24 protein-coding genes are annotated in these 23,271 nt (G+C 46.0%); 17 read left to right on the top strand and 7 right to left on the bottom strand.

Annotated features, from left to right (window positions below):
• The first annotated feature begins 10 nt into the window (after nt 1-10).
• The 7 genes from lepB to nagZ are packed head-to-tail and all read left to right on the top strand — an operon-like array spanning nt 11 to nt 5,183.
• Nucleotides 11-901 (top strand): signal peptidase I, encoded by an 891-nt coding sequence (gene lepB / locus RDK53_RS06955; RefSeq protein WP_308513904.1) that lies wholly within the window; start codon nt 11-13, stop codon nt 899-901.
• Nucleotides 902-912: 11 nt separating this feature from the next.
• Nucleotides 913-1,593 (top strand): ribonuclease III, encoded by a 681-nt coding sequence (rnc, locus tag RDK53_RS06950; protein ID WP_308513903.1) that lies wholly within the window; start codon nt 913-915, stop codon nt 1,591-1,593.
• A 12-nt stretch (nt 1,594-1,605) separates the two neighbouring features.
• Nucleotides 1,606-2,505 carry a GTPase Era gene (gene era, locus RDK53_RS06945; RefSeq protein ID WP_308513902.1) on the top strand — a complete coding sequence of 300 codons (900 nt, stop codon included), beginning with the start codon at nt 1,606-1,608 and terminating at the stop codon, nt 2,503-2,505.
• Nucleotides 2,498-3,196 (top strand): DNA repair protein RecO, encoded by a 699-nt coding sequence (gene recO / locus RDK53_RS06940; RefSeq protein WP_308513901.1) that lies wholly within the window; start codon nt 2,498-2,500, stop codon nt 3,194-3,196. The genes era and recO overlap by 8 nt, the downstream gene beginning before the upstream one ends.
• A gap of 4 nt (nt 3,197-3,200) precedes the next feature.
• A complete protein-coding gene (locus RDK53_RS06935) occupies nt 3,201-3,722 on the top strand; it encodes a DUF805 domain-containing protein (protein WP_308513900.1) in 522 nt (173 codons plus the stop codon).
• Nucleotides 3,719-4,120, top strand: coding sequence for a holo-ACP synthase (acpS, locus tag RDK53_RS06930; protein ID WP_308513899.1), 402 nt, complete (start codon nt 3,719-3,721; stop codon nt 4,118-4,120). Before RDK53_RS06935 ends, acpS begins: the two co-directional genes overlap by 4 nt.
• A complete protein-coding gene (nagZ, locus tag RDK53_RS06925; RefSeq protein ID WP_308513898.1) occupies nt 4,113-5,183 on the top strand; it encodes a beta-N-acetylhexosaminidase in 1,071 nt (356 codons plus the stop codon). Before acpS ends, nagZ begins: the two co-directional genes overlap by 8 nt.
• Here nagZ and RDK53_RS06920 read toward each other — a convergent pair.
• From RDK53_RS06920 to RDK53_RS06900, 5 genes are all read right to left on the bottom strand, one after another.
• On the bottom strand, nt 5,175-5,597 hold the full coding sequence (locus tag RDK53_RS06920) for a putative toxin-antitoxin system toxin component, PIN family (protein ID WP_308513897.1): 423 nt from the start codon (nt 5,595-5,597) through the stop codon (nt 5,175-5,177). The two genes, nagZ and RDK53_RS06920, sit on opposite strands and share 9 nt — an antisense overlap.
• 75 nt (nt 5,598-5,672) lie before the next feature.
• Nucleotides 5,673-6,662, bottom strand: coding sequence for a malate dehydrogenase (locus RDK53_RS06915; RefSeq protein ID WP_308513896.1), 990 nt, complete (start codon nt 6,660-6,662; stop codon nt 5,673-5,675).
• 471 nt (nt 6,663-7,133) lie between these two features.
• On the bottom strand, nt 7,134-7,412 hold the full coding sequence (locus tag RDK53_RS06910) for a type II toxin-antitoxin system YafQ family toxin (protein WP_308513926.1): 279 nt from the start codon (nt 7,410-7,412) through the stop codon (nt 7,134-7,136).
• Nucleotides 7,402-7,677: a type II toxin-antitoxin system RelB/DinJ family antitoxin gene (locus RDK53_RS06905; RefSeq protein WP_308513895.1), complete on the bottom strand. Its 276-nt coding sequence runs from the start codon at nt 7,675-7,677 to the stop codon at nt 7,402-7,404. The genes RDK53_RS06910 and RDK53_RS06905 overlap by 11 nt, the downstream gene beginning before the upstream one ends.
• 140 nt (nt 7,678-7,817) lie before the next feature.
• Complete coding sequence (locus tag RDK53_RS06900; protein WP_308513894.1) at nt 7,818-8,720, bottom strand: ZIP family metal transporter; 903 nt, start codon at nt 8,718-8,720, stop codon at nt 7,818-7,820.
• Between the two features lie 330 nt (nt 8,721-9,050).
• Here RDK53_RS06900 and RDK53_RS06895 point away from each other — a divergent pair, with 330 nt between their 5' ends.
• From RDK53_RS06895 to RDK53_RS06875, 5 genes are all read left to right on the top strand, one after another.
• On the top strand, nt 9,051-11,900 hold the full coding sequence (locus RDK53_RS06895) for a 2-oxoglutarate dehydrogenase E1 component (RefSeq protein ID WP_374041576.1): 2,850 nt from the start codon (nt 9,051-9,053) through the stop codon (nt 11,898-11,900).
• Nucleotides 11,901-11,938: 38 nt separating this feature from the next.
• Nucleotides 11,939-13,213 (top strand): 2-oxoglutarate dehydrogenase complex dihydrolipoyllysine-residue succinyltransferase, encoded by a 1,275-nt coding sequence (gene odhB, locus RDK53_RS06890; RefSeq protein ID WP_308513892.1) that lies wholly within the window; start codon nt 11,939-11,941, stop codon nt 13,211-13,213.
• Nucleotides 13,214-13,222: 9 nt separating this feature from the next.
• Complete coding sequence (gene lpdA, locus RDK53_RS06885; protein ID WP_308513891.1) at nt 13,223-14,653, top strand: dihydrolipoyl dehydrogenase; 1,431 nt, start codon at nt 13,223-13,225, stop codon at nt 14,651-14,653.
• A 5-nt stretch (nt 14,654-14,658) separates the two neighbouring features.
• The gene (locus RDK53_RS06880; RefSeq protein ID WP_308513890.1) at nt 14,659-15,483 is read left to right on the top strand and encodes a hypothetical protein; all 825 of its coding nucleotides are present in this window, start codon (nt 14,659-14,661) and stop codon (nt 15,481-15,483) included.
• A 127-nt stretch (nt 15,484-15,610) separates the two neighbouring features.
• The gene (locus tag RDK53_RS06875) at nt 15,611-17,632 is read left to right on the top strand and encodes an ATP-dependent DNA helicase (RefSeq protein WP_308513889.1); all 2,022 of its coding nucleotides are present in this window, start codon (nt 15,611-15,613) and stop codon (nt 17,630-17,632) included.
• Between the two features lie 3 nt (nt 17,633-17,635).
• Here the strand turns inward: RDK53_RS06875 and RDK53_RS06870 are convergent, their stop codons facing one another.
• Together RDK53_RS06870 and RDK53_RS06865 are read right to left on the bottom strand one after the other, a co-directional pair.
• A complete protein-coding gene (locus tag RDK53_RS06870; RefSeq protein ID WP_308513888.1) occupies nt 17,636-18,217 on the bottom strand; it encodes a hypothetical protein in 582 nt (193 codons plus the stop codon).
• Between the two features lie 18 nt (nt 18,218-18,235).
• Nucleotides 18,236-19,057 carry an outer membrane protein assembly factor BamD gene (locus RDK53_RS06865; RefSeq protein ID WP_308513887.1) on the bottom strand — a complete coding sequence of 274 codons (822 nt, stop codon included), beginning with the start codon at nt 19,055-19,057 and terminating at the stop codon, nt 18,236-18,238.
• Here RDK53_RS06865 and RDK53_RS06860 point away from each other — a divergent pair, their 5' ends adjacent.
• From RDK53_RS06860 to rimO, 5 genes are all read left to right on the top strand, one after another.
• Nucleotides 19,058-20,266: an RluA family pseudouridine synthase gene (locus tag RDK53_RS06860; protein ID WP_308513886.1), complete on the top strand. Its 1,209-nt coding sequence runs from the start codon at nt 19,058-19,060 to the stop codon at nt 20,264-20,266.
• A 6-nt stretch (nt 20,267-20,272) separates the two neighbouring features.
• Nucleotides 20,273-21,055 (top strand): peptidoglycan editing factor PgeF, encoded by a 783-nt coding sequence (gene pgeF, locus RDK53_RS06855; RefSeq protein ID WP_308513885.1) that lies wholly within the window; start codon nt 20,273-20,275, stop codon nt 21,053-21,055.
• Nucleotides 21,030-21,620 (top strand): hypothetical protein, encoded by a 591-nt coding sequence (locus RDK53_RS06850; RefSeq protein ID WP_308513884.1) that lies wholly within the window; start codon nt 21,030-21,032, stop codon nt 21,618-21,620. The genes pgeF and RDK53_RS06850 overlap by 26 nt, the downstream gene beginning before the upstream one ends.
• Entirely contained in the window at nt 21,613-21,948 is a 336-nt protein-coding gene (locus RDK53_RS06845; protein WP_308513883.1) for a rhodanese-like domain-containing protein, read from the top strand. Before RDK53_RS06850 ends, RDK53_RS06845 begins: the two co-directional genes overlap by 8 nt.
• A 7-nt stretch (nt 21,949-21,955) precedes the next feature.
• Nucleotides 21,956-23,271 (top strand): 30S ribosomal protein S12 methylthiotransferase RimO (rimO, locus tag RDK53_RS06840; RefSeq protein WP_308513882.1); only part of this gene is annotated, 1,316 nt, incomplete at its 3' end.

Below are 23,271 nucleotides of genomic sequence, written 5' to 3'. Positions count from 1 at the left end.
AGAGTTAGAAATGAATTTTGCACTGATTTTATTTATTTTGACAGTGGTCACCGGCTGCTTCTGGCTGCTGGATGTATTCGTACTGGCTCCGACCAGAAAAAAGGAAGCTCAGGACGAATTGAGAGCTTTTGATGCTGATAACGCTGAAGCTTTAAGAAGAGGCGAAAAAACGGTTGAAGCTGCTAGAAATGCCATTTTGATTCGCGCCAAGGAACGTCCTCGCTGGTTGGAATACACAGCAGGATTTTTCCCGATTATTTTCTTTATTTTCGTTCTCCGTTCTTTCCTCTTTGAACCGTTCAGAATCCCGAGCGGCTCCATGATGCCGACCCTGGAAACAGGAGATATGATTCTGGTCAACAAATACACCTATGGTCTGCGCGTTCCTGTCTTGAATACCAAGATTTTGGACGTTGGTGAACCTCAGAGAGGCGATGTTGTCGTGTTCAAGTATCCGCCTAACCCGGATATTGACTACATCAAGCGTGTAGTCGGCTTGCCCGGCGATAAAATTTCTTATATCAACAAGAAATTAGAAGTCAACGGCGTCCCTGTCCCATTGAAAGATGACGGTACATATTTTGACGAACACAAGATGCAGGAACTTCTTCAGAGCGAAGAAAAGCTCGGAGAAACAACTCATAAGATTCTGACAGACAAATACACACCGTCAGGAGCCTATGCTCTTCCGACCCATACTGATCCGAAGGCTTGCCAGTACGTTCCGGGCGGATTGGTCTGTACCGTACCTAAGGACAAGTACTTTGTTTTAGGCGATAACCGTGATAATTCTGAGGACAGCCGTTATTGGGGCTTTGTACCGGAAAAGAATCTCGTAGGAAAAGCCTTTATGGTTTGGCTCAACGTCTCTAAACCAAGCAGAATCGGTTTCTTTGACTAAGGAGGAAGAAAATGCTTCCATTAGAAGAATTGGAAAAAAGAATCGGGTACACCTTCAAGAATAAAAAATACTTGAAACGGGCTGTTACCCATCGTTCTTTTTCCTCCGAGCACAATGAAAGACTGGAGTTTTTAGGTGACTCAGTCTTGGGATGTGTCATTGGCTATGCGCTTTTTCAGAAAGAGGATCACTTTAATGAAGGTTCTCTCTCAAGGGTTAGAGCCAATTTAGTCAAAATGCAGACATTAGCTGAAATCGGAGAGAAAATCGGCGTCTGGGAATTCCTCTGCGTAGGCGAGGGTGAAATGCACCAAGGAGGAAACAGACGTCCGTCAACGATGTCTGATGCAGTTGAGGCCATATTTGGGGCGATATTCATCGACGGAGGCTTCGAACAGGCGCAAACTGTCATTATTCGATTGTATGAGCCGATGTTAAGCCAATTAACTGCAGCCACTCTCGGTAAAGACGCCAAGACAATGCTTCAGGAAGTCTTGCAAAGCAAGCATCTTGGGCTTCCGTCTTACGAGGTCGTTGATGTCAGAGGCGCAGCCCACGAACAAGAATTTGTTGTCGAGGCTGTGATTTCCAAGCTTGGCGTGGTTACTACCGGCGTGGGAAGATCCCGTCGCCAAGCAGAACAGGAGGCCGCTCAGAAAGCTCTAACGACCGAAGCCATTAAGAATTTATAAAGGCTTTAAGTTATGACAGAAAAAATTGAAGACTTTCGCAGTGGATATGTTGCAGTAATCGGACGCCCGAATGTCGGTAAGAGCACTTTAATTAATGCTCTTGTCGGCGAGAAGGTCAGCATTACAAGCAAGAAACCTCAGACCACCAGAGACAGAATCATGGGCGTCCTGACCACGGAAGATGCACAGTACATCTTCGTGGATACGCCGGGATTTCAGACAAAACACTCCTCCGAACTTCTCAACAGAATGAATAAGTCTGTCAAGAGCAGCTTGTCTGATGTCGATGTTGTCGTCATGGTTATAGAATCCACCGGCTGGAAACCGGAAGATGAAGAAGTCTTGAAGCTGCTTCCTCACGATGCCAAGAATGTAATTCTTGCTATTAATAAGACAGATGAAGTCAAGGAAAGCGAAGTGATTTTGCCGTTGATCCAAGAATCAATGAAGAAATTCCCATTCGCTGACGTTGTTCCGGTTAGTGCTGAAAAGAACCGCCAGCTTGATGTTCTTCTTCAAGTCATCAGAAAATTCCTTCCTGAAGGCGATAAGCTCTTCGAAGACGATATCTATACCGATAAGTCCCCGCGCTTCTTGGCAGCGGAAATTATTCGTGAAAAGGCTTTCCGTTTGCTCGGTGATGAACTTCCTTACGGCGTTGCCGTCATGATTGACAAATGGGAAGAAAACGATCAAGGAGCAAGAATCTTCGCTACGTTGATTGTTAACCGCGAAAGCCACAAAGGCATTGTCATCGGAGAAAAGGGTTCAAAACTCAGGGAAATCTCCAGACTTGCCAGAGAAGATATTTCTGCAATGTTAGGCAAAAAGGTATATCTTGAAGTATGGGTTCGCGTCCGCAAAGGTTGGGGTGACGACGCAGCCGTACTGAAATCACTGGGATATGAATAATCAAAGAGAGCCGGATAATCGAGTCAGCCATCAGCCTGCATTTGTTCTCCACACTTATCCGTGGAAGGAGACCAGTTTAATTGTTGAGGTTCTGACCAGAGACTACGGCCGGCTTTCTTTAGTAGCCAAAGGGGCAAAAAGACCCATGTCGCAATACCGCGGTATGTTGTGTCCTTTTTGCCCTCTTGCTGTTTCTTTCAGCGGAAAAGGCGATATCAAAACATTGACAAAGTGCGAGTGGCACGGGACGCTTATGCTTCCGGACACTGTTTTGATGTCGGCTTTTTACATGAATGAAATTCTGGTGCGTCTTCTGCCCAAGAGGGAACCGGTTCCGAAGCTGTTTCATTCTTATTTCACAACCTTAAGGAACTTAGCTGACAACAACAAGCCGCACGTGAGTCTGCGATTTTTTGAGCTGGATTTGTTGGAAACTCTTGGCTACGGAGTACCCGAGCCTAGGGAAGGCACTAATTACCAGTTTGTCCGCGGCGACTGGATTCAAAGTGCGCAAACCCCTGAATCTACGGGGGTTGCGTGGTATACGCTGGCAGCAATGCGGGAACGCAGAATTCAAGAAGGAGCCCAGGAAAAAGAAGTTAAGGGTATTATTCGGGACGTGATTTCTTTTTACTTAGACGATAAACCTGTGAATACTCGCAAAATATTAAGCGAGCTGAAGAAGTTTTAAATTTATGCGTAACCCGACTCCCGGAAAAAATCCATTTGAACTTGGTTCTTACATTGACCGTTTCCCTTTAGTTTTTCAATGGCTCTACATCGATCTCAACCGTGATTTCTTTAAATTAAAAGGACGCACCGGTGTCTCCCGCTTCTGGGCGATGTATATCTTTTCGTTTATTTTCCTCGGCATTGTTTACTGGATTTGCGAAAAACTTGCCACGACAGTTATCGTGTATTTTTCGCTTCTCCTTATCGGATGGCTTTACGTAGCGATTCCCTGTGCCTCTATTGGCGTCAGACGTCTTCACGATATGGGCAAGCCCGGCTTTTTGTCCGTATTTCCGCAGTTCGGTACTTTCTTTATGACCATTTGCGTGGCATTCCAAGAAATTCCGGCGCTTCCAATTACTTTGGCCGTGGTGGCAATGTCCGTGATTCCGTTGATCTTTATGTCGTTGCCGGGCGAGAAAAAAGCAAATAAATACGGTAATCCATGCAATGACAACGTGGATGTGCTGAAGGAGCTCAATTGATAACCGGCATTGGATGTGATGTTGTGGAACTTGAAAGGATTGAGAAAGTTCTGCAAAGACACGAAAAGGCTTTCTTAGAAAAGGTCCTTAGCTCTTCCGAGCTTGAGACCTACCATAAAAGAAAGGCCGGAAATTCCAAGAGAGGTTTGGCTTTTGCGGCTTCCCGCTGGGCAGCAAAAGAGGCATTCTCCAAAGCTTTAGGTACGGGAATACGTGACCAGGTTAGGCTCACGGACATTTCTGTAAAGAATAACGAACTCGGCGCTCCTTATTTAGTTTTCTCAGGAGAGCTTAAAGAGTTAGTGCAGAAAATGGGGCTCGACTGCTTCATTTCGCTCAGCGATACTGATAAAGTCTGCATGGCTGTTGCCGTGTGTGAAAGGAAAAATAATGGATAAAGTTGAAAGACCGTTAGGTCCGTTAGTGGTCGATATCAGCGGAACGACGCTGACCAACGAAGAAATTAAAACCCTTCAGCATCCTCTTGTCGGGATGGTCATTCTATTTACCCGAAACTTTGAAAATATCGAGCAGCTTCGAACTTTAACCCATGATATTCATGCTTTAAGGAATCCGCCGCTGTTGATAGGAGTGGATCATGAAGGCGGAAGAATCCAACGATTCCGTCAAGGATTTACTCAGATTCCGTCCATGAAGTCTTTAGGTGAGCTGTATGACACCGATCCGCAAAGAGCCCATGCCTTGACAGGCGCCTGTGGTCTGGTTATGGCAGCTGAGCTTCGTGCATGCGAAGTTGACTTTACTTTTGCTCCATGTTTGGATTTGGACTACGGACAAAGCACCGTTATCGGCAACCGTTCTTTCCACAGAAATCCGAAGGTTGTCTCCATTCTTTCCACGGCTTTAATTTGCGGTATGGCAGAAGCCGGGATGGCCAATTGCGGCAAGCATTTCCCCGGTCACGGCTATGCCAAGGCAGATTCTCACATTGAATTGCCTGAAGACGACAGACCTCTTTCTGATATCAGAAGCAACGACGAAGCTCCTTATCAGTCTTTAGGTACGCTGCTGACTTCCGTTATGCCTGCACACGTGGTGTATCCGCAAGTAGATTCTTCGCCAGCGGGCTTCTCTAAGAAGTGGCTCAAAGACGAGTTAAGAGGAAGGTTAGGCTTTAACGGCTTGATTTTTAGCGATGACCTTTCCATGAAGGGCGCTGCAGAAGTCGGAGATATTACGGCGCGCTGCGAGGCAGCTTTGTCTGCCGGATGCGATATGGTTCTAATCTGCAACGATCCGGAAGGAGTTTCAAAAGTACTGAGCAACCAGCGTTGGATTAGAACTAAACTCTTTGATGAAAGACTCGGACGCCTGCAGCCTAAAGGCAAATTCCCAAGCAGAGAAGGGTTGGTGTTGAGTTCAAATTATCAGGCTTGCGTAAAGCTTATCAATGACTTTAACGCTGAATTAGCCAAGAAGGATTCGAATCAATCAATCTGACAGCTTACAGAAAGTTGTGAATTCATCCGGCCTCCTAAACTTCATTCTGAGTTTGGAGGCTTTTCTTCGAAGTCTCAGAATATCTTTGTCTTTGCTGATGAGATAACTCGGAGCAAGCGAGCCTGCTAAGTCAATGAACTTTTGATCTAAAGGATCACGGCACTTTAATGTAGATGGCGAGGGAGACTCAAAATTGATGCTGGCGGCAGACCAATTGTCCAAGATTTCAGCCCGAGACGCGTTTCCTTTAGAAAACTCTTCTCTATCCAAGACGTGTCTGAGTTCGTCAAAAGTAGCAGAGGTTCTGTAGAAACTGGCTCCTGCTTTTTCCAGCTGGTGAAACAAGCTGACAGCAGTTTTGTTCTTAAAGAAGTAAACATCCAGAATAAAGTTCGAGTCTAAAACTACATTCATTTTGTTCCTTCCTTTATTTATTTCCCGCTCAACAATAAAGCCCGGGCTAAGCCGGGCTTCGTAGCTGTGAATTAATTACGCTTTGGCGATAAGCTCATCTACAACAGCTCTTTCTGCCTCCAGAGCTTTAACGTTCTGAAGGATATGTTCGCGTTCGAAGTCTGTCAATTGAAGACCTTTAACAACTTCGTAGTCGCCGTTGTTGCAAGTTACCGGCATTCCGAAGCACAAACCTTCAGGAATACCGTATTCGCCATTGGAGGGAACTGCCATCGTCTGCCATTTGTCGCCTGTGCCTAAAACCCAGTCATGGATATGGTCGACAGCGGCATTGGCGGCAGATGCTGCGGAAGAGTGACCGCGAGCTTCGATAATTGCGCTTCCTCTGGAAGCTACTGTCGGAATGAAGTAGTCGAGATACCAATCAGTCGGGATCAAGTCTTCAGCTTTCTTGCCGGCGATCAATGTGTTAGTGATATCCGGATACATGGTATTGCCGTGGTTGCCCCAAACACAGAATTTTTCAATATCTGTAACTTTGCAGCCGGTCTTTTGAGCCAACTGAGTCAAAGAACGGTTGTGGTCCAATCTCATCATGGCTGTGAAGTTCTTCGGATTGATGTCCGGAGCGCACTTGCGGGCGATGTAGGCATTGGTATTAGCAGGATTTCCGACAACTAAAACTTTAATGTTTCTGTCAGCATAGTTATTGATGGCTCGGCCTTGTTCAATGAAAATCTGAGCGTTGGCATTGAGGAGGTCGGAACGGTTCATATCCTTAGTTCTGGGACGGGCGCCGACTAACAAAGCGATTTGTGCGTCTTTGAATGCTTCTTTAAGGTCAGGAGTTGAAGTAATGCTGTTAAGCAATGGGAAAGCACAGTCATCTAATTCCATCTTGACGCCCTTGGCGGCTTTCATAGAGCTTTCTGTATTTCTTTCAAGCATGCACAAATCAACAGGCTGATCCATACCGAGCATATCTCCGGCGCCGATTCTAAATAAAAGAGAATAGCCAATTTGGCCGGCTGCACCGGTCACAACAACTTTGACAGGTTTTTTCATTTGTGAAGCATCCTTTTTCTTAAATTCGTTGGATAATCTATTAATAATAAAACGCAATCCGATCAAAAAAGAATGTTGAGATAAATTAATTAATGTGCTCTCCAGGACGAGTGAATCGACCGTGTCCTATCCAATAAAACAAAACAGCCTGAAGAAAATTACACCTCCTCTGTCTTGCATTATTTAATTTTCTATTTTTCAATGATGTGCACCTTCTTGGTAATAAATCGTATTTTTCAGATATTGAGAAAACGCGAGGAAGCACCGTCTTTGAAGAACGCATTTTGCTCGTTTTTGCTCCAAAGAAGAAAGATAGGAACGAAGTAAAACTTTCGAAGGATTTTTAAATTTCGTTCCAAAGTTCATCTGCTGAAATGAAGGAAAGTTACGAAAGTATTTCCTCTTTTCTGATGGTTAAAACACGCTGGACACTGCTTTTTAATAAACGGTTTTATGTTTGATTTGAGAGCCTTAGTGATGTTTTTCAAAAAGATCTGCATGACTTCCGGTACGCACTGCAATGATTCCCTCGGGGGTCTTTCTGTATATCAGAAGCCAGTCAGCTTGAATGTGAAGTTCTCGATCATTGGTCCAATTACCAATAACTGCAGGATCTTTAAACAAAGAGGCATCTTCCTCTTGAAGAAGTTTTTGAAAAATATAGTCAAGCTTTTGAATACCTAAAATTCGTCGTCGGCAAGTTTTCAAATCTTCTTGAAAGAATTGGTGATTCCCTGGTTCAGCATTTATCGTTTTCTAGTTTTTGGTCAACTTCCTTAACTAAATCAGTGAACGAAGCGTATCGAGTCGTTCTTCCTTCCTCAGCGTCTTTCAATGCTTTAATCGTTTTTTTGTTAGGTTTTTCTATATCAAAAGGAATTTTTTGCTCTTTTACAAAAGTGACTAGGAACATTCTGACTGCCTCGGAAATTGTAAGCCCCATGCTCTTTGAGAGGTCGCTTGCCTCTTTTTTCAAATCTTCATCAAGACGCACTTTTAGAAAACTAGAAGACATTATTTATCCTTCGATGGTCAGTTTGCGTACACAATCATAAAGGAGAAAGGAAGGAAGAATATTAGTGAAACCATATGAAGCATAATCCGAGGATGATTCACTAGAGAAGGGCACTTAAAAGAGGCAGGAGAACTAAAACATTAATCAAACATCTGTTCAACTAGCATTAATAGGCAGAAACCGACCATAATGCCGAAGGTGGCTGACAGTTGCTGTCCGCTCTTATGTGTTTCCGGAATAACTTCGTGAGAAACTACAAAAATCATGGCTCCTGCGGATAGAGCTAAACCAAGCGGATAAACATAACCGAGCTGAGAAGTAAGACTCACTCCCAATAATGCTCCGATAGGTTCCATAAGTCCGGAGAGAACACCGACGCTGACTGCCTTGAGTCTGGAAATGCCTGTGCGGCATAACGCAAGAACTACGGCAAGTCCTTCCGGCATATCTTGAAGGGCAATAGCCGCTGTAAATGGAATCCCGATGTCGGTATCCTCAGCCGCAAAAGAAATACCTAAGGCCAGACCTTCCGGAACATTGTGAATAATGATGGCAAGTACGAAAAGCCAGATCCCGGCATTGACATTCATTTCCGGGCCTTCTTTACCGGTAGTGAGATGCTCGTGCGGTGTGATTGCATGAATGCCTAAAAGCATAAAGACGCCCAGGAACATGCCGAAGATGACCCAAAGCATGGCAATCGTATGGTTTTGAAATAGCTTGTCGCTGGCTTCAATACTTGGAAGGAGAAGAGAAAAGATAGCCGCAGCCAGCATCATGCCTGCGGAAGTTCCGAGCATGACATTTTCAGTTTTTAGATTCAGTTTATTCAAAAAGAATCCGGGCAAGGAGCCGATGGATGTAGCAAGGAACCCTACCATTCCTGCAGTAAACGCATAAAGAACAGGTTTGGAATGTAGAAAAACCATCTGGTACAGTCCTTGAAGACAGAAAAACATCACAAGAACGGTCAAAAATATGATGGTTGCCGCCCAAATTTTATGCTTTTGTGCATACTCTCGGACTGTGAGCTGCTGAGACATTCCAAACTCCTCCTATCTTTAGAAATCATAATTTCACACGCCTATTGTGCGAACGGCAAATCCATATTCTGGGAATAAACTTGAAGAAAGAGAAATACCAGAATGTTCTAATAAATTTATTCTTAAAGTGTAAGGTTACTTGGAGTGAGATAGCTCAGGTATTAAGTCATGAATAGAAAGAAACTATCCTGCAAAAGAGAGAAGACATGGGCAAAGGCAGTTCATAAAAATGTTTTCTCTAAATTACCTGACGTCTATAATTGATCGAATTTAGCAGGCCTTATTTCTCGTACCCAATGCACTTTGCGAAGTGCCTAAAAGGTGAAAAAATTGATAAAAGATTTACAAGAAACCTCGTATCTCTTTGGAAGCAACGCGCCGTATGTTGAAGAGCTCTATGAGAACTATCTCGAAGATCCTTCCTCTGTTGACGATAAATGGCGTCAATTCTTTGATAACTTGCAAAATTCTCCTGCTTCTGACGGCAAACTCGGGACTCATGATGTGGCCCATACGCCCATCATCGCCGCATTGGCTCAGAAACGAGTTTCCGGTGTTGTGGGCCATTCCGACGGTGAATTGGAAATCGCCCGTAAACAGGTTGCGGTTCAGTCTTTAATCAGTGCATATCGCTTTTTAGGTTCCAGAAGAGCCGTATTGGATCCGCTAAGAAGAAAAGAATTGCCGAAAGTGCCGGAATTGGAACCGGCTTTTTACGGATTGACCGAAGCCGATATGAACGTCACTTTCTCCGCCGCTAATACTTTCTTCGGCTCCGAAAAGATGACGCTTCGCGAGATCTTAGATGCTCTGCGTCAAACCTACTGCGGTACGGTGGGTTATGAATTCATGTACGTTTCAGACCCGGCTATAAGACAATGGTGGGAAGAAAGGATTGAAAGTACTCGTTCAACTCCTAACTATCAGGCCCCCGAAAAGAAAAAGATTCTTGAAAAACTGACAGCCGCCGAAGGGTTGGAAAGATATCTCCATACTAAGTACGTCGGTCAGAAGCGCTTCTCCTTGGAAGGCGGTGAAAGCTTCATCGTGTCGATGGATGCTGTCGTAGAACAAGCCGCAGAATACGGTATAGAAGAAATGGTTATCGGTATGGCTCACCGCGGCCGATTGAACGTTTTGGTCAACACTCTCGGTAAGTCTCCCAAAGAACTTTTCTCAGAATTCGAAGGGAAATACGCCAGCAGCGATTTGACTGCAGGTGACGTGAAATACCACAACGGCTTCTCCAGCAACGTCGTTACTAAGAACGGCCCGATTCATTTAGCCTTGGCGTTTAATCCTTCTCACTTGGAAATCGTTGATCCGGTTGCGATGGGAAGTGTCCGTGCCCGCCAAGACAGACTCAACGACCCGAAAGGCTTGAAAGTTTTAGGCGTATTGGTTCATGGTGACGCCGCATTCGCAGGCCAAGGCGTGGTCATGGAAACTTTGAACCTTGCCGATACTCGAGGTTACGGTACGGGCGGAACAATTCACTTGGTCATCAACAACCAGATTGGCTTTACAACATCCGATCCGCGCGACAAAGGTTCGATGACTTACTGCACTGACCCGGCTAAATTAATTGAGGCTCCTGTCATTCACGTTAACGGCGATGACGCGGAAGCAGTAGTGATGGCAACACGTCTGGCCATGGAATTCAGAAACACTTTCCATAAAGATGTATTTGTTGATATCGTCTGCTTCAGAAGATTAGGCCACAACGAACAAGATACCCCGTCGCTGACTCAGCCTTTGATGTACAGCAAGGTAGCTGCTCACCCCGGTACCAGAGCTGTTTACGCTGAAAAGCTGGTTACTCAAGGTGTGATTACCCAAGACGAAGCAAAAGCTTTTGTTGCTGATTACCGCAGACAGCTGGAAGAGGGAACCATCCAAGAATTTGCTCCTTCCATTTCTGCAAAAACATCGCATACCGTCAACTGGTCACGATATAACGGCACTTTGCAGGACCGTGTTCATACCGCCGTCCCTGTTCAAGAATTAAAGAGATTGGCGGAAATCATTACGACCGAACCGGAAAACTTCAAAGTTCATCCGCTTTTGGAAAAAGTTCTCACGGACCGTCGTTCTATGAAAGACGGATTGATTAACGTCGACTGGGGCTTGGCGGAGCATTTAGCTTTTGCCACATTGCTGACCGGCGGTTATTCCGTCCGTGTCTCCGGTGAAGATGCAGGAAGAAGTACTTTCATGCACAGACACGCTGTTTGGCATGATCAAAACCGCGGTACTTGGGATACGGGTATTTGGATTCCGCTGGAACACTTGTCTCCTACTCAGGGAAGATTCACCGTTATCGATTCCATCTTGTCTGAAGAAGCTGTATTAGGTTTTGAATACGGTTATTCAGGGGCAGCTCCTGAATGCCTGACTATTTGGGAAGCGCAGTTCGGGGATTTCGCAAACGGTGCCCAGGTAGTTATCGACCAATTCATCAGTTCCGGCGAAGCCAAGTGGGGTAGAAAATCCGGTCTGACAATGCTTCTTCCTCACGGATATGAAGGTCAGGGACCGGAACACTCATCGGCTCGTGTAGAAAGATATCTGCAGTTGGCAGCCGACGACAATATGGTTATCGCTCAGCCGACAACGGCAGCTCAGATTTTCCATCTGTTAAGACGTCAGATGGTCGGCAGAACACGCAAGCCTTTGATCGTATTCTCCCCGAAGAGCTTGTTGAGAAACAAAGCCGCAACATCTCCGATGCAAGAACTTGCTGAGGGCAAATTCAAGGAGATTATCGGAGAAATTGAAGATCTCGACAGAAATTCCGTTACCCGAATTCTGCTTTGCACCGGCAAGGTCTACTATGAGTTGGCAAAACGCCGTCAGGAACTTGCTGCTTATAACGTAGCAATTATCAGAATCGAGCAGCTTTATCCGTTTAATCAGCTGGAACTCAACAGTCAATTCGAGAAATATCCGAATGTGAGCGAAGTTGTTTGGGTTCAGGATGAACCGCAGAATCAGGGCGCTTGGTCCTATATTCAGCAGAGAATATTGGCTGCGATGAATGTCGGCTGCCGTTTGGGCTATGCAGGACGTCCTTCTTCTTCGTCGCCTGCCGTCGGATATGCCAGCAAGCATATTGAGCAGCTCAAGACATTGCTGTCGGATGCTTTCGGACCTCTGAAAGGTCTTATTCAAATCAAATAGCGAACAGTTTAAAAATTCCAGTTAGTGGAGAAATATTTATGGCCATTATTGAAGTAGTCGTTCCTGAACTTTCAGAGTCCGTTTCCGAAGCAAGTTTGATTGAATGGAAAAAGAAAATAGGGGACCGTGTCAGCGCAGATGAAGTGCTGATTGAAATCGAAACCGACAAAATTGTGATGGAAGTTCCCGCACCGGAATCCGGCGTGCTCGTTTCCATTCAGCAGGGCAATGGTGCTTCCGTAACAGGCGGTCAGCTGCTGGCAACTATTGATACTTCTGCAGTTGCTTCCGCAGAAGATTCTGCTCCGAAACAAGCTGCTCCTCAGCAGCCGGCACCGATCCAACAGTCACCGGCTCCTCAGCCAAAAGCACCCGCCGCAGCTGCAGTTGCCGCTGCAGCCGAAACTACCGCGCCGTCCGTTAAAGTTATGCCTTCCGCAGCCAAGATGATGGCAAATTTAGGCTTGAATCCGGCTGACGTTGTGGGTTCAGGCAAAGGCGGAAGAATTACGAAAGAAGACGTTCGAAACACGCATCCGCAGCCTGCCGCTAAACCGGTACAAGTGCAGTCTCCCGCACCGCAAAGCATCGTCTCTGCTCAGCCTTCTTCTCTGCGTGAGGAAAAGCGAGTTCCGATGTCCCGACTTCGTGCCAGAGTTGCCGAGCGTTTGGTTAAATCTCAGTCCGACGCTGCTATTTTGACGACATTCAATGAAGTTAATCTCGGACCGGTAATGGCTCTCAGAGCAAAATACAAAGAAAGCTTTGAGAAAAAATACGGCATCAAACTAGGCTTCATGAGTTTCTTCGTGAAGGCTGCCGTTTACGCCCTTCAGCAGTATCCGATTATTAATGCTTCCGTTGAAGGCAGCGACATCATTTACCATAACTACATCGACATCGGTGTAGCCGTCGGTTCTCCGCGCGGTTTGGTTGTTCCTGTTCTCAGAGACGCAGACCAATTGAGCTTTGCACAGATTGAACGTCAAATCGCTGATTTCGCTAAGCGTGCAGCCAGCGGTAAACTCGAGTTAAGTGAACTGACCGGAGGAACATTTACCATTTCTAACGGCGGCGTATTCGGTTCTCTTTTCTCAACTCCGATTATCAATCCTCCGCAGTCAGCTATTCTCGGCATTCACGCCACTAAACAGCGCCCGGTCGTTGAAAACGGTGAGATTGTGATTCGTCCGATGAACTATTTTGCTCTGTCTTATGACCATAGAATCATCGACGGCAGGGAAGCGGTTTTGGCTTTGGTTGCCATGAAGGATGCTTTGGAAGATCCGGCTCGCTTGCTGCTTGATATCTAAGGAGTTGAGATGTCTGAAATGAAAGTTTTTGATGTTGCCGTTATTGGCGCAGGTCCCGGCGGATACGTAGCAGCCATCCGGGCTGCTCAGCTCGGATTGAAGGTCTGTGTCATTGACGAGTGGAAAAAAGATGGAAAAGCTGCTCCCGGCGGTACTTGCACTAACGTCGGATGTATTCCGTCCAAAGCTTTGCTGGCAAGCAGCGGCTTGTTTGAAAAAATTAAAGAGGAAGCCGCAGTCCACGGTATTACGGTCAGTGAACCGGTAATCGACGTAGCCAAGATGATGGCAAGAAAAAACAAAGTGATTCGTCAGACCAATGACGGCATTCTTTATCTTTTTAAGAAGAACAAAATCGAGTTTTTCAACGCCAGAGGATCTTTCGTCAGCCAATGCGATGACGGTTATGTTCTTACCGTAGGCGAGCCGGTGAATGAACGCATAGTTGCCCGCAATGTCATCATTGCAACGGGCAGCGCTCCGCGCAGGCTTCCGGGTGTCCCGTTCGACGAAAAACTTATTCTTTCTAATGAAGGAGCTTTGTCTTTGACGGAAGTTCCGAAGAACTTAGGTATTATCGGCGCCGGCGTCATAGGTTTGGAAATGGGAAGCGTCTGGAACCGCTTAGGTTCTGAAGTGCGTATATTGGAAGCGGTGCCTTCACTGCTTTCTATGGCTGATTCTGCCGTCTCTAAGGAAACCCTGAAGATCTTCACCAAGGAAGGTCTCAAGATGCAGTTCGGTGTCCGCATTGAAAAAGTTGAAACTGAAGATAACCGAGTCAGCGTCACTTACAAAGATTCCGAAGGCAAGCTTCAGGAAATGTGGGTTGAAAAACTTATCGTTTCTATCGGACGTGTTCCGAATACCGCAACTCTTGACGGACCGGCAGTCGGTTTGAAGTTGGATGACCGCGGCTTTATCGAGGTAGATGATGAATGCAGGACTAATCTGCCTGGTGTCTGGGCAATCGGTGACGTCGTAAGAGGTCCGATGCTTGCTCATAAGGCAGAAGAAGAGGGTGTGGCAGTAGCTGAACGCATTATCGGCCGAAAGGCCCACGTCGATTTAGGGCTGATTCCGTCAGTGATTTACACTGAACCGGAAATCGCTTGGATCGGTAAGACAGAGCAGCAGCTCAAGGCTGAAGGAAAGGAATATAAAACCGGTCAAGTGCCGTTTGCGGCAAATGGAAGAGCCCGAGCATCCGACGAGACCGAAGGTTTTGTTAAGATCTTGGCTGATGCAAAAACGGATGAGCTGTTGGGAGTTCATATTGTCGGCGTCTGTGCCGGCGAATTAATCGCTCAAGCTGCTCAAGCTATGGCCTTCCGTGCTGCTGCCGAAGATTTGGCCCTTATCTGTCAGGCACATCCTTCTTTCAGTGAGACAGTCAAAGAAGCGGCCCTTGCTGTAAACAAAGGTGCGATTAACATTTAAACAACATGAGACAGAAATTAATTATTTTGACTTTACTGGCGGGTTTATCCTCGGCCTCCTTGGCGGTTGAGCTGAATCCTATCCCGTTCTCGGAACGTTTCCCGCCCCAATCGATTACTTCTGAAGCTGTCGCTGACGAGGTGATTGAGGCCTACAAAAAGGAAATCAAAGAGCTGGATGCATGGAAAGAACAGGAAGATAAGCTTTGCTACCGTAAATTTTTTGTTAATTCCTGTCTCATTGACAACAGTCGTCTCGTCAGAGAAAAGAAGGCCGAAGCCAAATCCGTTTGGTTAACTGCTCGTGATTTCGTTCGAGTAAAAAAATCCAACGAAGCCAGAACTGCTCGTCTCGCTAAAGAAGAGCAGCGCAAAGAGTGGGTCGCTCGACAGGAGGCTATCATCAAGAATCCTCGGGCCGCTAAGCCGGTTTCCGAAGAGCCTGATAGTGATATCGATTTGTCCGGCGTCCAGACCGTTGATTCGAAGGTTGAGCGTCCTTTGCCCGACAGAAAGTCTTCCGGTCACGCTCCCACGGCTAAGCCGAGGGTAATTACACCGGAAGAGCAGCAGGCTAATGAGCAGGCTTTTGCTGAAAGAGAACAAAAGCGTCAGGAGCGTATAGAAGAGCGTGAAGCCAATCAACCGTCGCCTCCGTCTATGGATGCGCAGGAAAGAGAAGCGGCGCGCGAAGAACGCCGAAAGGCCATCGAACAGCGCAAACTTGAAAACGCGAAGAAGAGAGCCGAAAGGGCTAAAGAATACGAGCGCCAGTTAAAGCTTAGAGAAGAGCAAAATCAAAAGAGCCTCATGAACAGCCTTAAGCCTTAAAATTCAAACGATTAAGAGCCATGCTGACAGAACGAAATCCAAATGCCGGCATGGCTTTTTTGCTGTCAAAAACCGTGACAACTTCAGAAAATCCTCAATGGTAAAATTCCTCTCCTAGGAGACGTCCATGGATAAAACATTAAAAGCAGAAGTTGAAAAGGTCTTTGCTCCGGACGGTTGTCTTGCTCATGTAACTGAAGGATATACCCCCAGACAATCGCAGATTGAATTCTCTAAAGCCGTTGCGGATTCGTTGGAAAAAAAGCAAAGCTTAGTTGTGGAAGCCGGCACGGGAACCGGGAAGACTTTTGCATACCTTGTTCCCTGCATTATCCATGGGGGAAAAGTTTTGATTTCGACGGCCGGAAAAACGCTTCAGGACCAGCTTTTTGAGAAAGACGTCCCCGCCGTGCTGACGGCCCTTGGCGTCGGGGCAAAAATTGCCGTTTTAAAGGGTCGTGCCAACTACATCTGTCTCTCTCGTTTCGAACATGCGATGGTTGAAAACGCCAGCACGACAAGAGAAGAACTGGCGCATTTGCTCGAAATAAAAAAATTCGTGCAAATCACGAAAACCGGAGAAAGAAGCGACATCACAACGGTCCCGGAAACCTCGGGCATTTGGCGCGCTGTTACTAGTACCTCTGAAAACTGTATCGGCAAAAACTGTCCGGACTACGAAAACTGCTTCGTGATGAAGGCCAGAGAAAAAGCCCGCGAAGCAGACGTCCTCATCATCAACCATCATTTGTTCTTGGCTGACATGGAGCTCAATGACCAGGACTTCGTGGATTTTCTTCCTGATTTTGATATGGTTATTTTTGACGAGGCTCACCAATTACCGGGCATCGCAACAAGTTTCTTCTCAGAAAGTATCTCAATGTCTGAAGTAAAAAACTTCGCCCAAGATGCTTATGTTACCGCAGCTCGTTTGGTGCCGAAGGGAGATGAGTGGAAAGACTATCAGACAAAAATCTTTAACCGCTGCAACGATGTACGCTTAAAAGCAACCATACTTGGAGCGGAAGAAGAATCAAAGAAGTCTTTGGATGAGTTTACCGATGCTTTTTTAATGGCCGAGCCTATCCAAAAACTAGCTTTAGGGGTTCAAGGGTTTATTGAGGCGCTGAAAAAATTCGCTCAGGACAACGAAGAAATTACCTTAGCCGTAAAAACCGGAGAGGAGATTCTCGATAAGCTTAATTACTGGGAAAAAGCTCTTAAAGAGACGGTTAAGAAAGATAGAAAGCCCGATGAGTTCTCTATAAAATGGTTCAATCTGACGCCCAAGAATGTGACATTCTCGGATACCAAACTTTCCTATGCCGATAAGTTCAGGCAATACCGGCAGGAGATGAACAAGCCATGGATTTTGACTTCTGCCACATTGTCCGTTGAAAATGATTTTCACCACTTCACGGATGATATGGGCTTGGAAGATGCGGAAACTCACAGCTGGGAAAGTCCTTTTCACTACGCTTCTCAAGGCATGCTTTACGTCCCCACGGAAATTCCGGAGCCGAATGCTCCATATTTTTCCGATGAGGTTGCAGAAAAGATTTGGCCTCTGCTTCAGAAAAACCGAGGCCGAGCTTTTGTTCTTTGTACAACGCTTCGGGCCGTGCAGAAGATTTCTGATGCTTTAAAGGTTCAGGTGGAAAGAGCCAATGAAATCATCCCGATTCTGGTGCAAAACGACGCTCCGAAGAACGAATTGATTCGTCAGTTCAAAGAGCATGGCAATGCCATTTTGGTTGGCTCTATGAGTTTTTGGGAAGGCGTAGACATTAAAGGAGAAGCACTTTCCATGGTCATCATTGATAAGATTCCGTTCCCGCCGCCGGATGACCCGGTTATTAAAGGCAAGACTAATTGGCTTAAGAGTCAGAATAGAAATCACTTCCGGGAACTTTTCCTTCCCGAAGCGATTACTCTGTTAAAACAGGGAGCCGGGCGTCTTATTCGAGATCGGAACGACCGAGGCATGCTTATTATTTGCGATAAGCGTCTTCTGACTAAGAGCTATGGCTCAATGATTTGGAACAGCCTTCCTGACTTTGCCCGTACTGCAAGACTAGAGAATGCACTTGCATTTCTCGAAGAAATGAATCTCGAGAAACAGGACAAAATCGGTGAAGTTAAGCTTTAAGCTTTACTCAGGTTTTCCTTTGATTTGACAGCTTTTCCAACGTGCAGCCATGTCGTCTGTCTTTGATTTGGCCGGATAAGTTTCGTAGCCGCAAAGAATACGGGCGGCTTTATCCTGAGGTCTTTGGCCTGTTAAATTGGCTTCAACCGTAAAAGGTTTGTCGTTGGCGTCAGGATGCAGTTCGCTAAAGTGCAGAGTGATTTCTTTGCTCGGTTTTGGCTTCAGACATTCTTCCAGGACGGCTCGCACTTTGTATTCTTCCTGATGAGTGTCTTTTGCAAAATAGCGGAGCATGACTAATTCACCCCAGTCTTTGCCGGCATGATGAATGCGTCTGCGGCTCTCGTTTTTAATCCAATCGATGTACTCAGGCGTTTCGGAACAAGTACGCCAGTCGCCGGGATATTGGAGCTGAGAAAGAAAGAACGGAACGCCTTTGGCTTCAACGGCTTCATCGGCAAGATAATTGAGATCCTCGCACGTCATTTCCTGAGGATTCTGCGGGACTGTTCGGCAGCCGGTCATGGCGACAGCCGCCGAAATGATAAAGGGAATAGAAATAAGGGCCTTGACGTTAACCTTCATCAACAATCCTAAGAGAAATTACTGCGGGGCCTCCACTTGCGGTGCCTGAATTACGTGCTGCACGGTCTTCTTGGAGGGACGATTTTTATTGGCCTCAATAATACGCTCAATGTCTTTGACTTTACCTTTCATTCCGAGTGCTTTGTAACTGTCTTTCATAATTTGTAATGCTTCTTCAGCTTGGTCGGTGCTTTGGAAGTCGTTTAGCACGGTTTGGCAACGGTTGATGGCCGCAATATAGGCATGCCGCTTGTAGTAATACATAGCAGTATTAATTTCATACTGTGCCTGCGCATGAATCAATTCATACATGCGTTCTCTTGCATCATTGGCATAACGGCTGTGCGGGAAACGTTCAACCAATTCTTTGAAAATATCGAACGCATCTCTGGCAGCTTGAGCATCTCGTTTAGAGAGGTCTTGTTTTGTCAGCCAATTCATCCATCCGTCATCTTCGTCCAATGTGGCAACGCCTTTGATGTACATTGCGTAAGGGGAGAGAGGATGATCAGGATACTGTCTGAGGAAACGATCGCAGGCAATAATGGCCTGTGACATTTCTCTTTCACGGAAATAAGAGTAAGCAGTCTCAATCTGAGCTTGCTGGGCATACTTGCCGAACGGGTAGCGGGCTTCCAATTTTTGGTAGTAGTCGCGGGCCGTTTCCCAGTTGCCTTCATTCAGATTGTCTCTGCCCTCAACATATAACTTGTCCGCAGACCAGCCTTCAGTCGGATCCTCAATGGAATTAAGCCAACTGCATGAAGCAGTGGTTAGAATAACGGAACCCATCGCAATCGCTAAGAGAGTGCGCTTAAAAGTTGATTTTAAGGATGACATATGTCAGAACCACATAATAATTTTAGTTCCTTGGATTATAGCCAGTACGAGGAGGATGTCGAGGAGCTCGAACAAGAAACCGACAAAAAATTCTCTTTTGTCGTCTCTATAGAAGAAGACGGAGAACGTATTGATAAGGTTTTGAGTTCCCGCTATCCGGATTTTTCCCGCTCACGGCTTAAAACCGTCATCGAAGAAGGGGACGTTTTAGTTGACGGTGAAAGTGTTTCCAAGCCCAAACAAAAGCTGCTTTTAGGCCAGCAGGTTGACGTTACGGTTAAAAGCCGTCCGGAGGACTGTCCGTTTACACCGAATCCGATGGATTTAGACATTGTCTACGAGGACGATTCAATCCTCGTCATCAATAAGCCGGCAGGTTTAGTTGTTCACCCGGCAACGGGCCACTGGAATGATACGTTGGTTAACGGCCTGCTTGCCTATAACGAATCTTTCTCTAAACTACCGAGAGCCGGTGTAGTCCATCGTTTGGACAGAGAAACTTCCGGTTTAATGGTGGTTGCTAAAACTGAACAAGCCCAACTGAGCTTAGTTAAACAGCTCCAAGAAAGAACCGTAAAAAGAGAGTATTGGGCTTTGACACGAGGACGCGCTCCTGTCGATAAAATTATTGATGCTTCAATCGAACGAGACCCGCGAAACCCGATTAAGTTTGTTGTCGGTAAGTCTGCACGGGCCAAGCATGCTCTTACCCGTGAAAAACTCGTTCAGTTCACTGAAGTCAACGGTAAGCCTTACTCTTGGGTTGCCTGCCGCCTGCAGACCGGCAGAACGCACCAAATCAGAGTTCATATGGAATCCATCGGGTTCCCGTTGATCGGAGATCCTTTGTATCGCAATAGACTCCCGGTTCCGAAAGATGACGGAACTAAGGTTTCGCAGTTTAACCGCCAAGCATTGCACGCCAGCAGGCTAGGGCTTGTTCATCCGGTCACGGGAGAGGTGATGGAATGGTTTGCCGAGCCGCCGCAGGACTTTACCGATGTTATGGATGAATTAGGATTTGGCCCTTGGGATAGACCGACGGAAGTTTTCGGAGATCCGGTTGTTGTTTTGGATCCCGAAGCCGATGAATTCGCACCGAACGAAGAAGCCGTGGGACGCATTTCCTCCTGGGATGATTTTGATTTCGGAGACGAAGAAGATACAACTGATTATTCCGTCTGGAAAATAGAGAAGAGAAAGGACTAACGCCGTATGAGTAATTTTCAAAAACCTTCGATTGAACTGATCGAGCCGAATTGGCCTGCTCCGGACAACGTTAAAGCTTTTTTCACCTCCAGAAACGGAGGAGTTTCTGCCGGTGCTTACGGCGGTGCTGACGGATTTAACGGTTTGAATTTAGGGAAACATGTCGGCGACAGCCCTTACTGTGTCAGAAAAAATCGTGAAATCGTAGAAAGTCTCGGATGCAAAGATCTGCGGTTCCTTAATCAAGTTCACTCCTCAAGAGTGTTGGAAGCCGATGAAATCGTCTCTGATGCCGAAGACGCAGATGCAAGCTTCACAACTAAACCCAATATCGGATGTGTTGTAATGACCGCCGATTGCCTGCCGATTCTTTTGTGTTCAAAAGACGGAGAAATCGTTTGTGCCTGCCACGCCGGTTGGAAAGGCTTGGCCGCAGGCGTGATTCAAGAATCCGTCAAGAAAATGAAGGAAAAGTTAAGTTCTCCCTCGATCGAAATCATGGCTTGGATTGGTCCGTGCCTCGATGCCGAGAATTTTGTGGTCCAGCAGGATGTTAAAGACATCTTTTTGAAGAGCGAATTGGCTCCCTTTGCCGATAAATACTTTATTCCGGATCAGAAAGGTTTTCTTTTGAATTTCTCGGGTTTAGCCTCCGAAACCCTTAAACTTGCAGGCGTAAACGAAGTCTATGATTCGGGATTAAGTACATACGGTGATCCCGATAGATTTTATAGTTATAGGCGAGATAAAGTAACGGGAAGACATGGCGCAGTCATCTACAAACAATAAGACCGCAAACCAGGAAGATTTTCAAGAATTCCAATGGTATTACGTTCAGCCAGCCTTTAAGCAGCTGAAATTTGTTGACTGGGCTTTGGGAACTGCAGCGTTTGTCGGCGCTGTGGCCTTTTTATATGCAGTCGATCCTGACCTGATGTTAGATAGCCCTTGGGTTCTCGTGATTTTGCCTTTTTTGGCATTTCTTATCTGCGCGATTATTTTGATCCTTAAGCCGCACCGTCAAATCTTTTATCGAATTGACAAATTCGGCGTTTATTCCGAATTCAGACAATCGGCTTGCCCGCTCTATACTGAGGCAGATCTGGTAATCAGTCTTTTTTTATCTTTGTTCGGAGTTCGTCATAACTTTTATATGAACAAACACTCTTCTCGTAGTAGAGAATTCGAATGGAAAGATATTGTTTCCGTCCGAGCAAATCCTAATCTCAACAAGATTGTCGTACAGGCCGGTCTGAAGGGAAAGCTCTATCTGTTCACGACCCAGAATGAATTTAAACAAGTGCTCACGTTAGTTGAGCAATACGTTGCACAAAGCAGGACTAACTATGATTAAGAAATTATCAATTGTCTTATTTACACTTGGAATTTGTATGAGCGCACAGGCCGGAGAATGTATTTTGGATGTCAGATCTTTGCCTGAAGTTAATCAGACAGGGAAGATTGAGGGTGCTCTCGTCGATGACTACTATTCTCCTGATTTTTTGCAGAAGTTTAAGAGTTTCAATATCAAGCCGGACGACACCGTCTTGGTTTACTGCCGCTCGGGCAGACGTGCCGATGCCGTTAAGGACATCCTAGAGAAGAACGGATACAAAAATGTTAAGAACTTAGGAGGTTATGAAGACGCCGCTAAGACCCTTAATAAACCATTAGTAAAGTAACTTATAAATGACAAGAAAAAGAATCCCCCGCATCGGTTTTGTCTCTTTAGGCTGCCCTAAAAACTTAGTAGACAGTCAAAGAATTGTCACGGTTCTCCGCGCTGAAGGCTACGCTATCGGTTCTACTTACCAAGATTCTGATTTGGTAATCGTCAATACTTGCGGCTTCATTGATTCAGCGGTTCAAGAGTCTCTTGAAGCTATTCAAGAGGCCTTGGCGGAAAACGGTAAAGTTATTGTCACGGGCTGCTTAGGCAGCAAGAAAACCGAAGAAGGCAACTTTGTTGCGCTCAGGTTCCCTAAATTGTTGGGAGTAACGGGCCCGGAAGAAACCGACAAAGTGTTGGCTATGGTTCATGAAAATCTTCCTCCCCCGCATGAAGCGTTTGACAGTTTAGTTCCCGGCGGCGGAATTCTTTTAACCCCGAAGCATTACGCGTATTTGAAAATATCGGAAGGATGCAATCACCATTGCTCTTTCTGCATCATCCCGTCTCTTCGCGGAAAATTAGTCTCCAGACCAATCGGCTCTATTCTTCGTGAGGCTGAGAATTTGGTTAAAGACGGTGTTAAAGAGTTAATCGTGATTGCTCAGGATACGGCCGCCTACGGGGTTGATGTCAAATATAAATTGGACTTTATCGGCGGTAGAGCCGTTAAAACCAAAATTAATGTACTTTTCGAAGAGCTTGCCAAGCTTGGGGTGTGGGTAAGGCCGCATTATGTTTATCCGTATCCTTCCGTAGACGAGTGGGTTGGCTTGATGTCGGAAAAGAAAATTCTTCCTTATCTAGACGTTCCTTTCCAGCATGCTCATCCTCGCGTACTAAAAGCGATGAAGAGACCGGGCAGCGAAAAGAATTTGGAAAGAATTGAAGCATGGAGAAAGATTTGTCCTGAAATAGCCATTCGTTCCACCTTCATTACCGGTTTCCCGGGTGAAACGGAAGAAGAGTTCGAGTATCTCCTCGATTTCTTAAAAGAAGCCAAATTGGATTGTGTCGGCGCTTTTGCCTATTCACCGATTGAAGGGGCTGCCGCGAATGAACTGCCCGGTGCTTTGCCGCAAGAAGTTAGAGAAGAGAGACGCGAAAGATTGATGGCGCTTCAGGCGGATATTTCCAGAGAAGTTCAGAAGAAGCACGTCGGAAAGACACTTAAGGTCCTCGTAGATGAATACGATGAGGAAAATGATGTGGCTGTCGCTCGTTCTGAATTCCAGGCTCCGGAAATTGACGGTGTTACTTACATTGAAGGAAAGCCGGAAGTTAAACCAGGAGACTTGGTTGAAGTGGTGTTATGGACCAATACTATGACTGGAAT

Source organism: uncultured Turicimonas sp. (assembly GCF_902477955.1).
Classification (GTDB): domain Bacteria; phylum Pseudomonadota; class Gammaproteobacteria; order Burkholderiales; family Burkholderiaceae_F; genus Turicimonas.
This window is presented reverse-complemented; position numbering and strand designations above follow the sequence as displayed.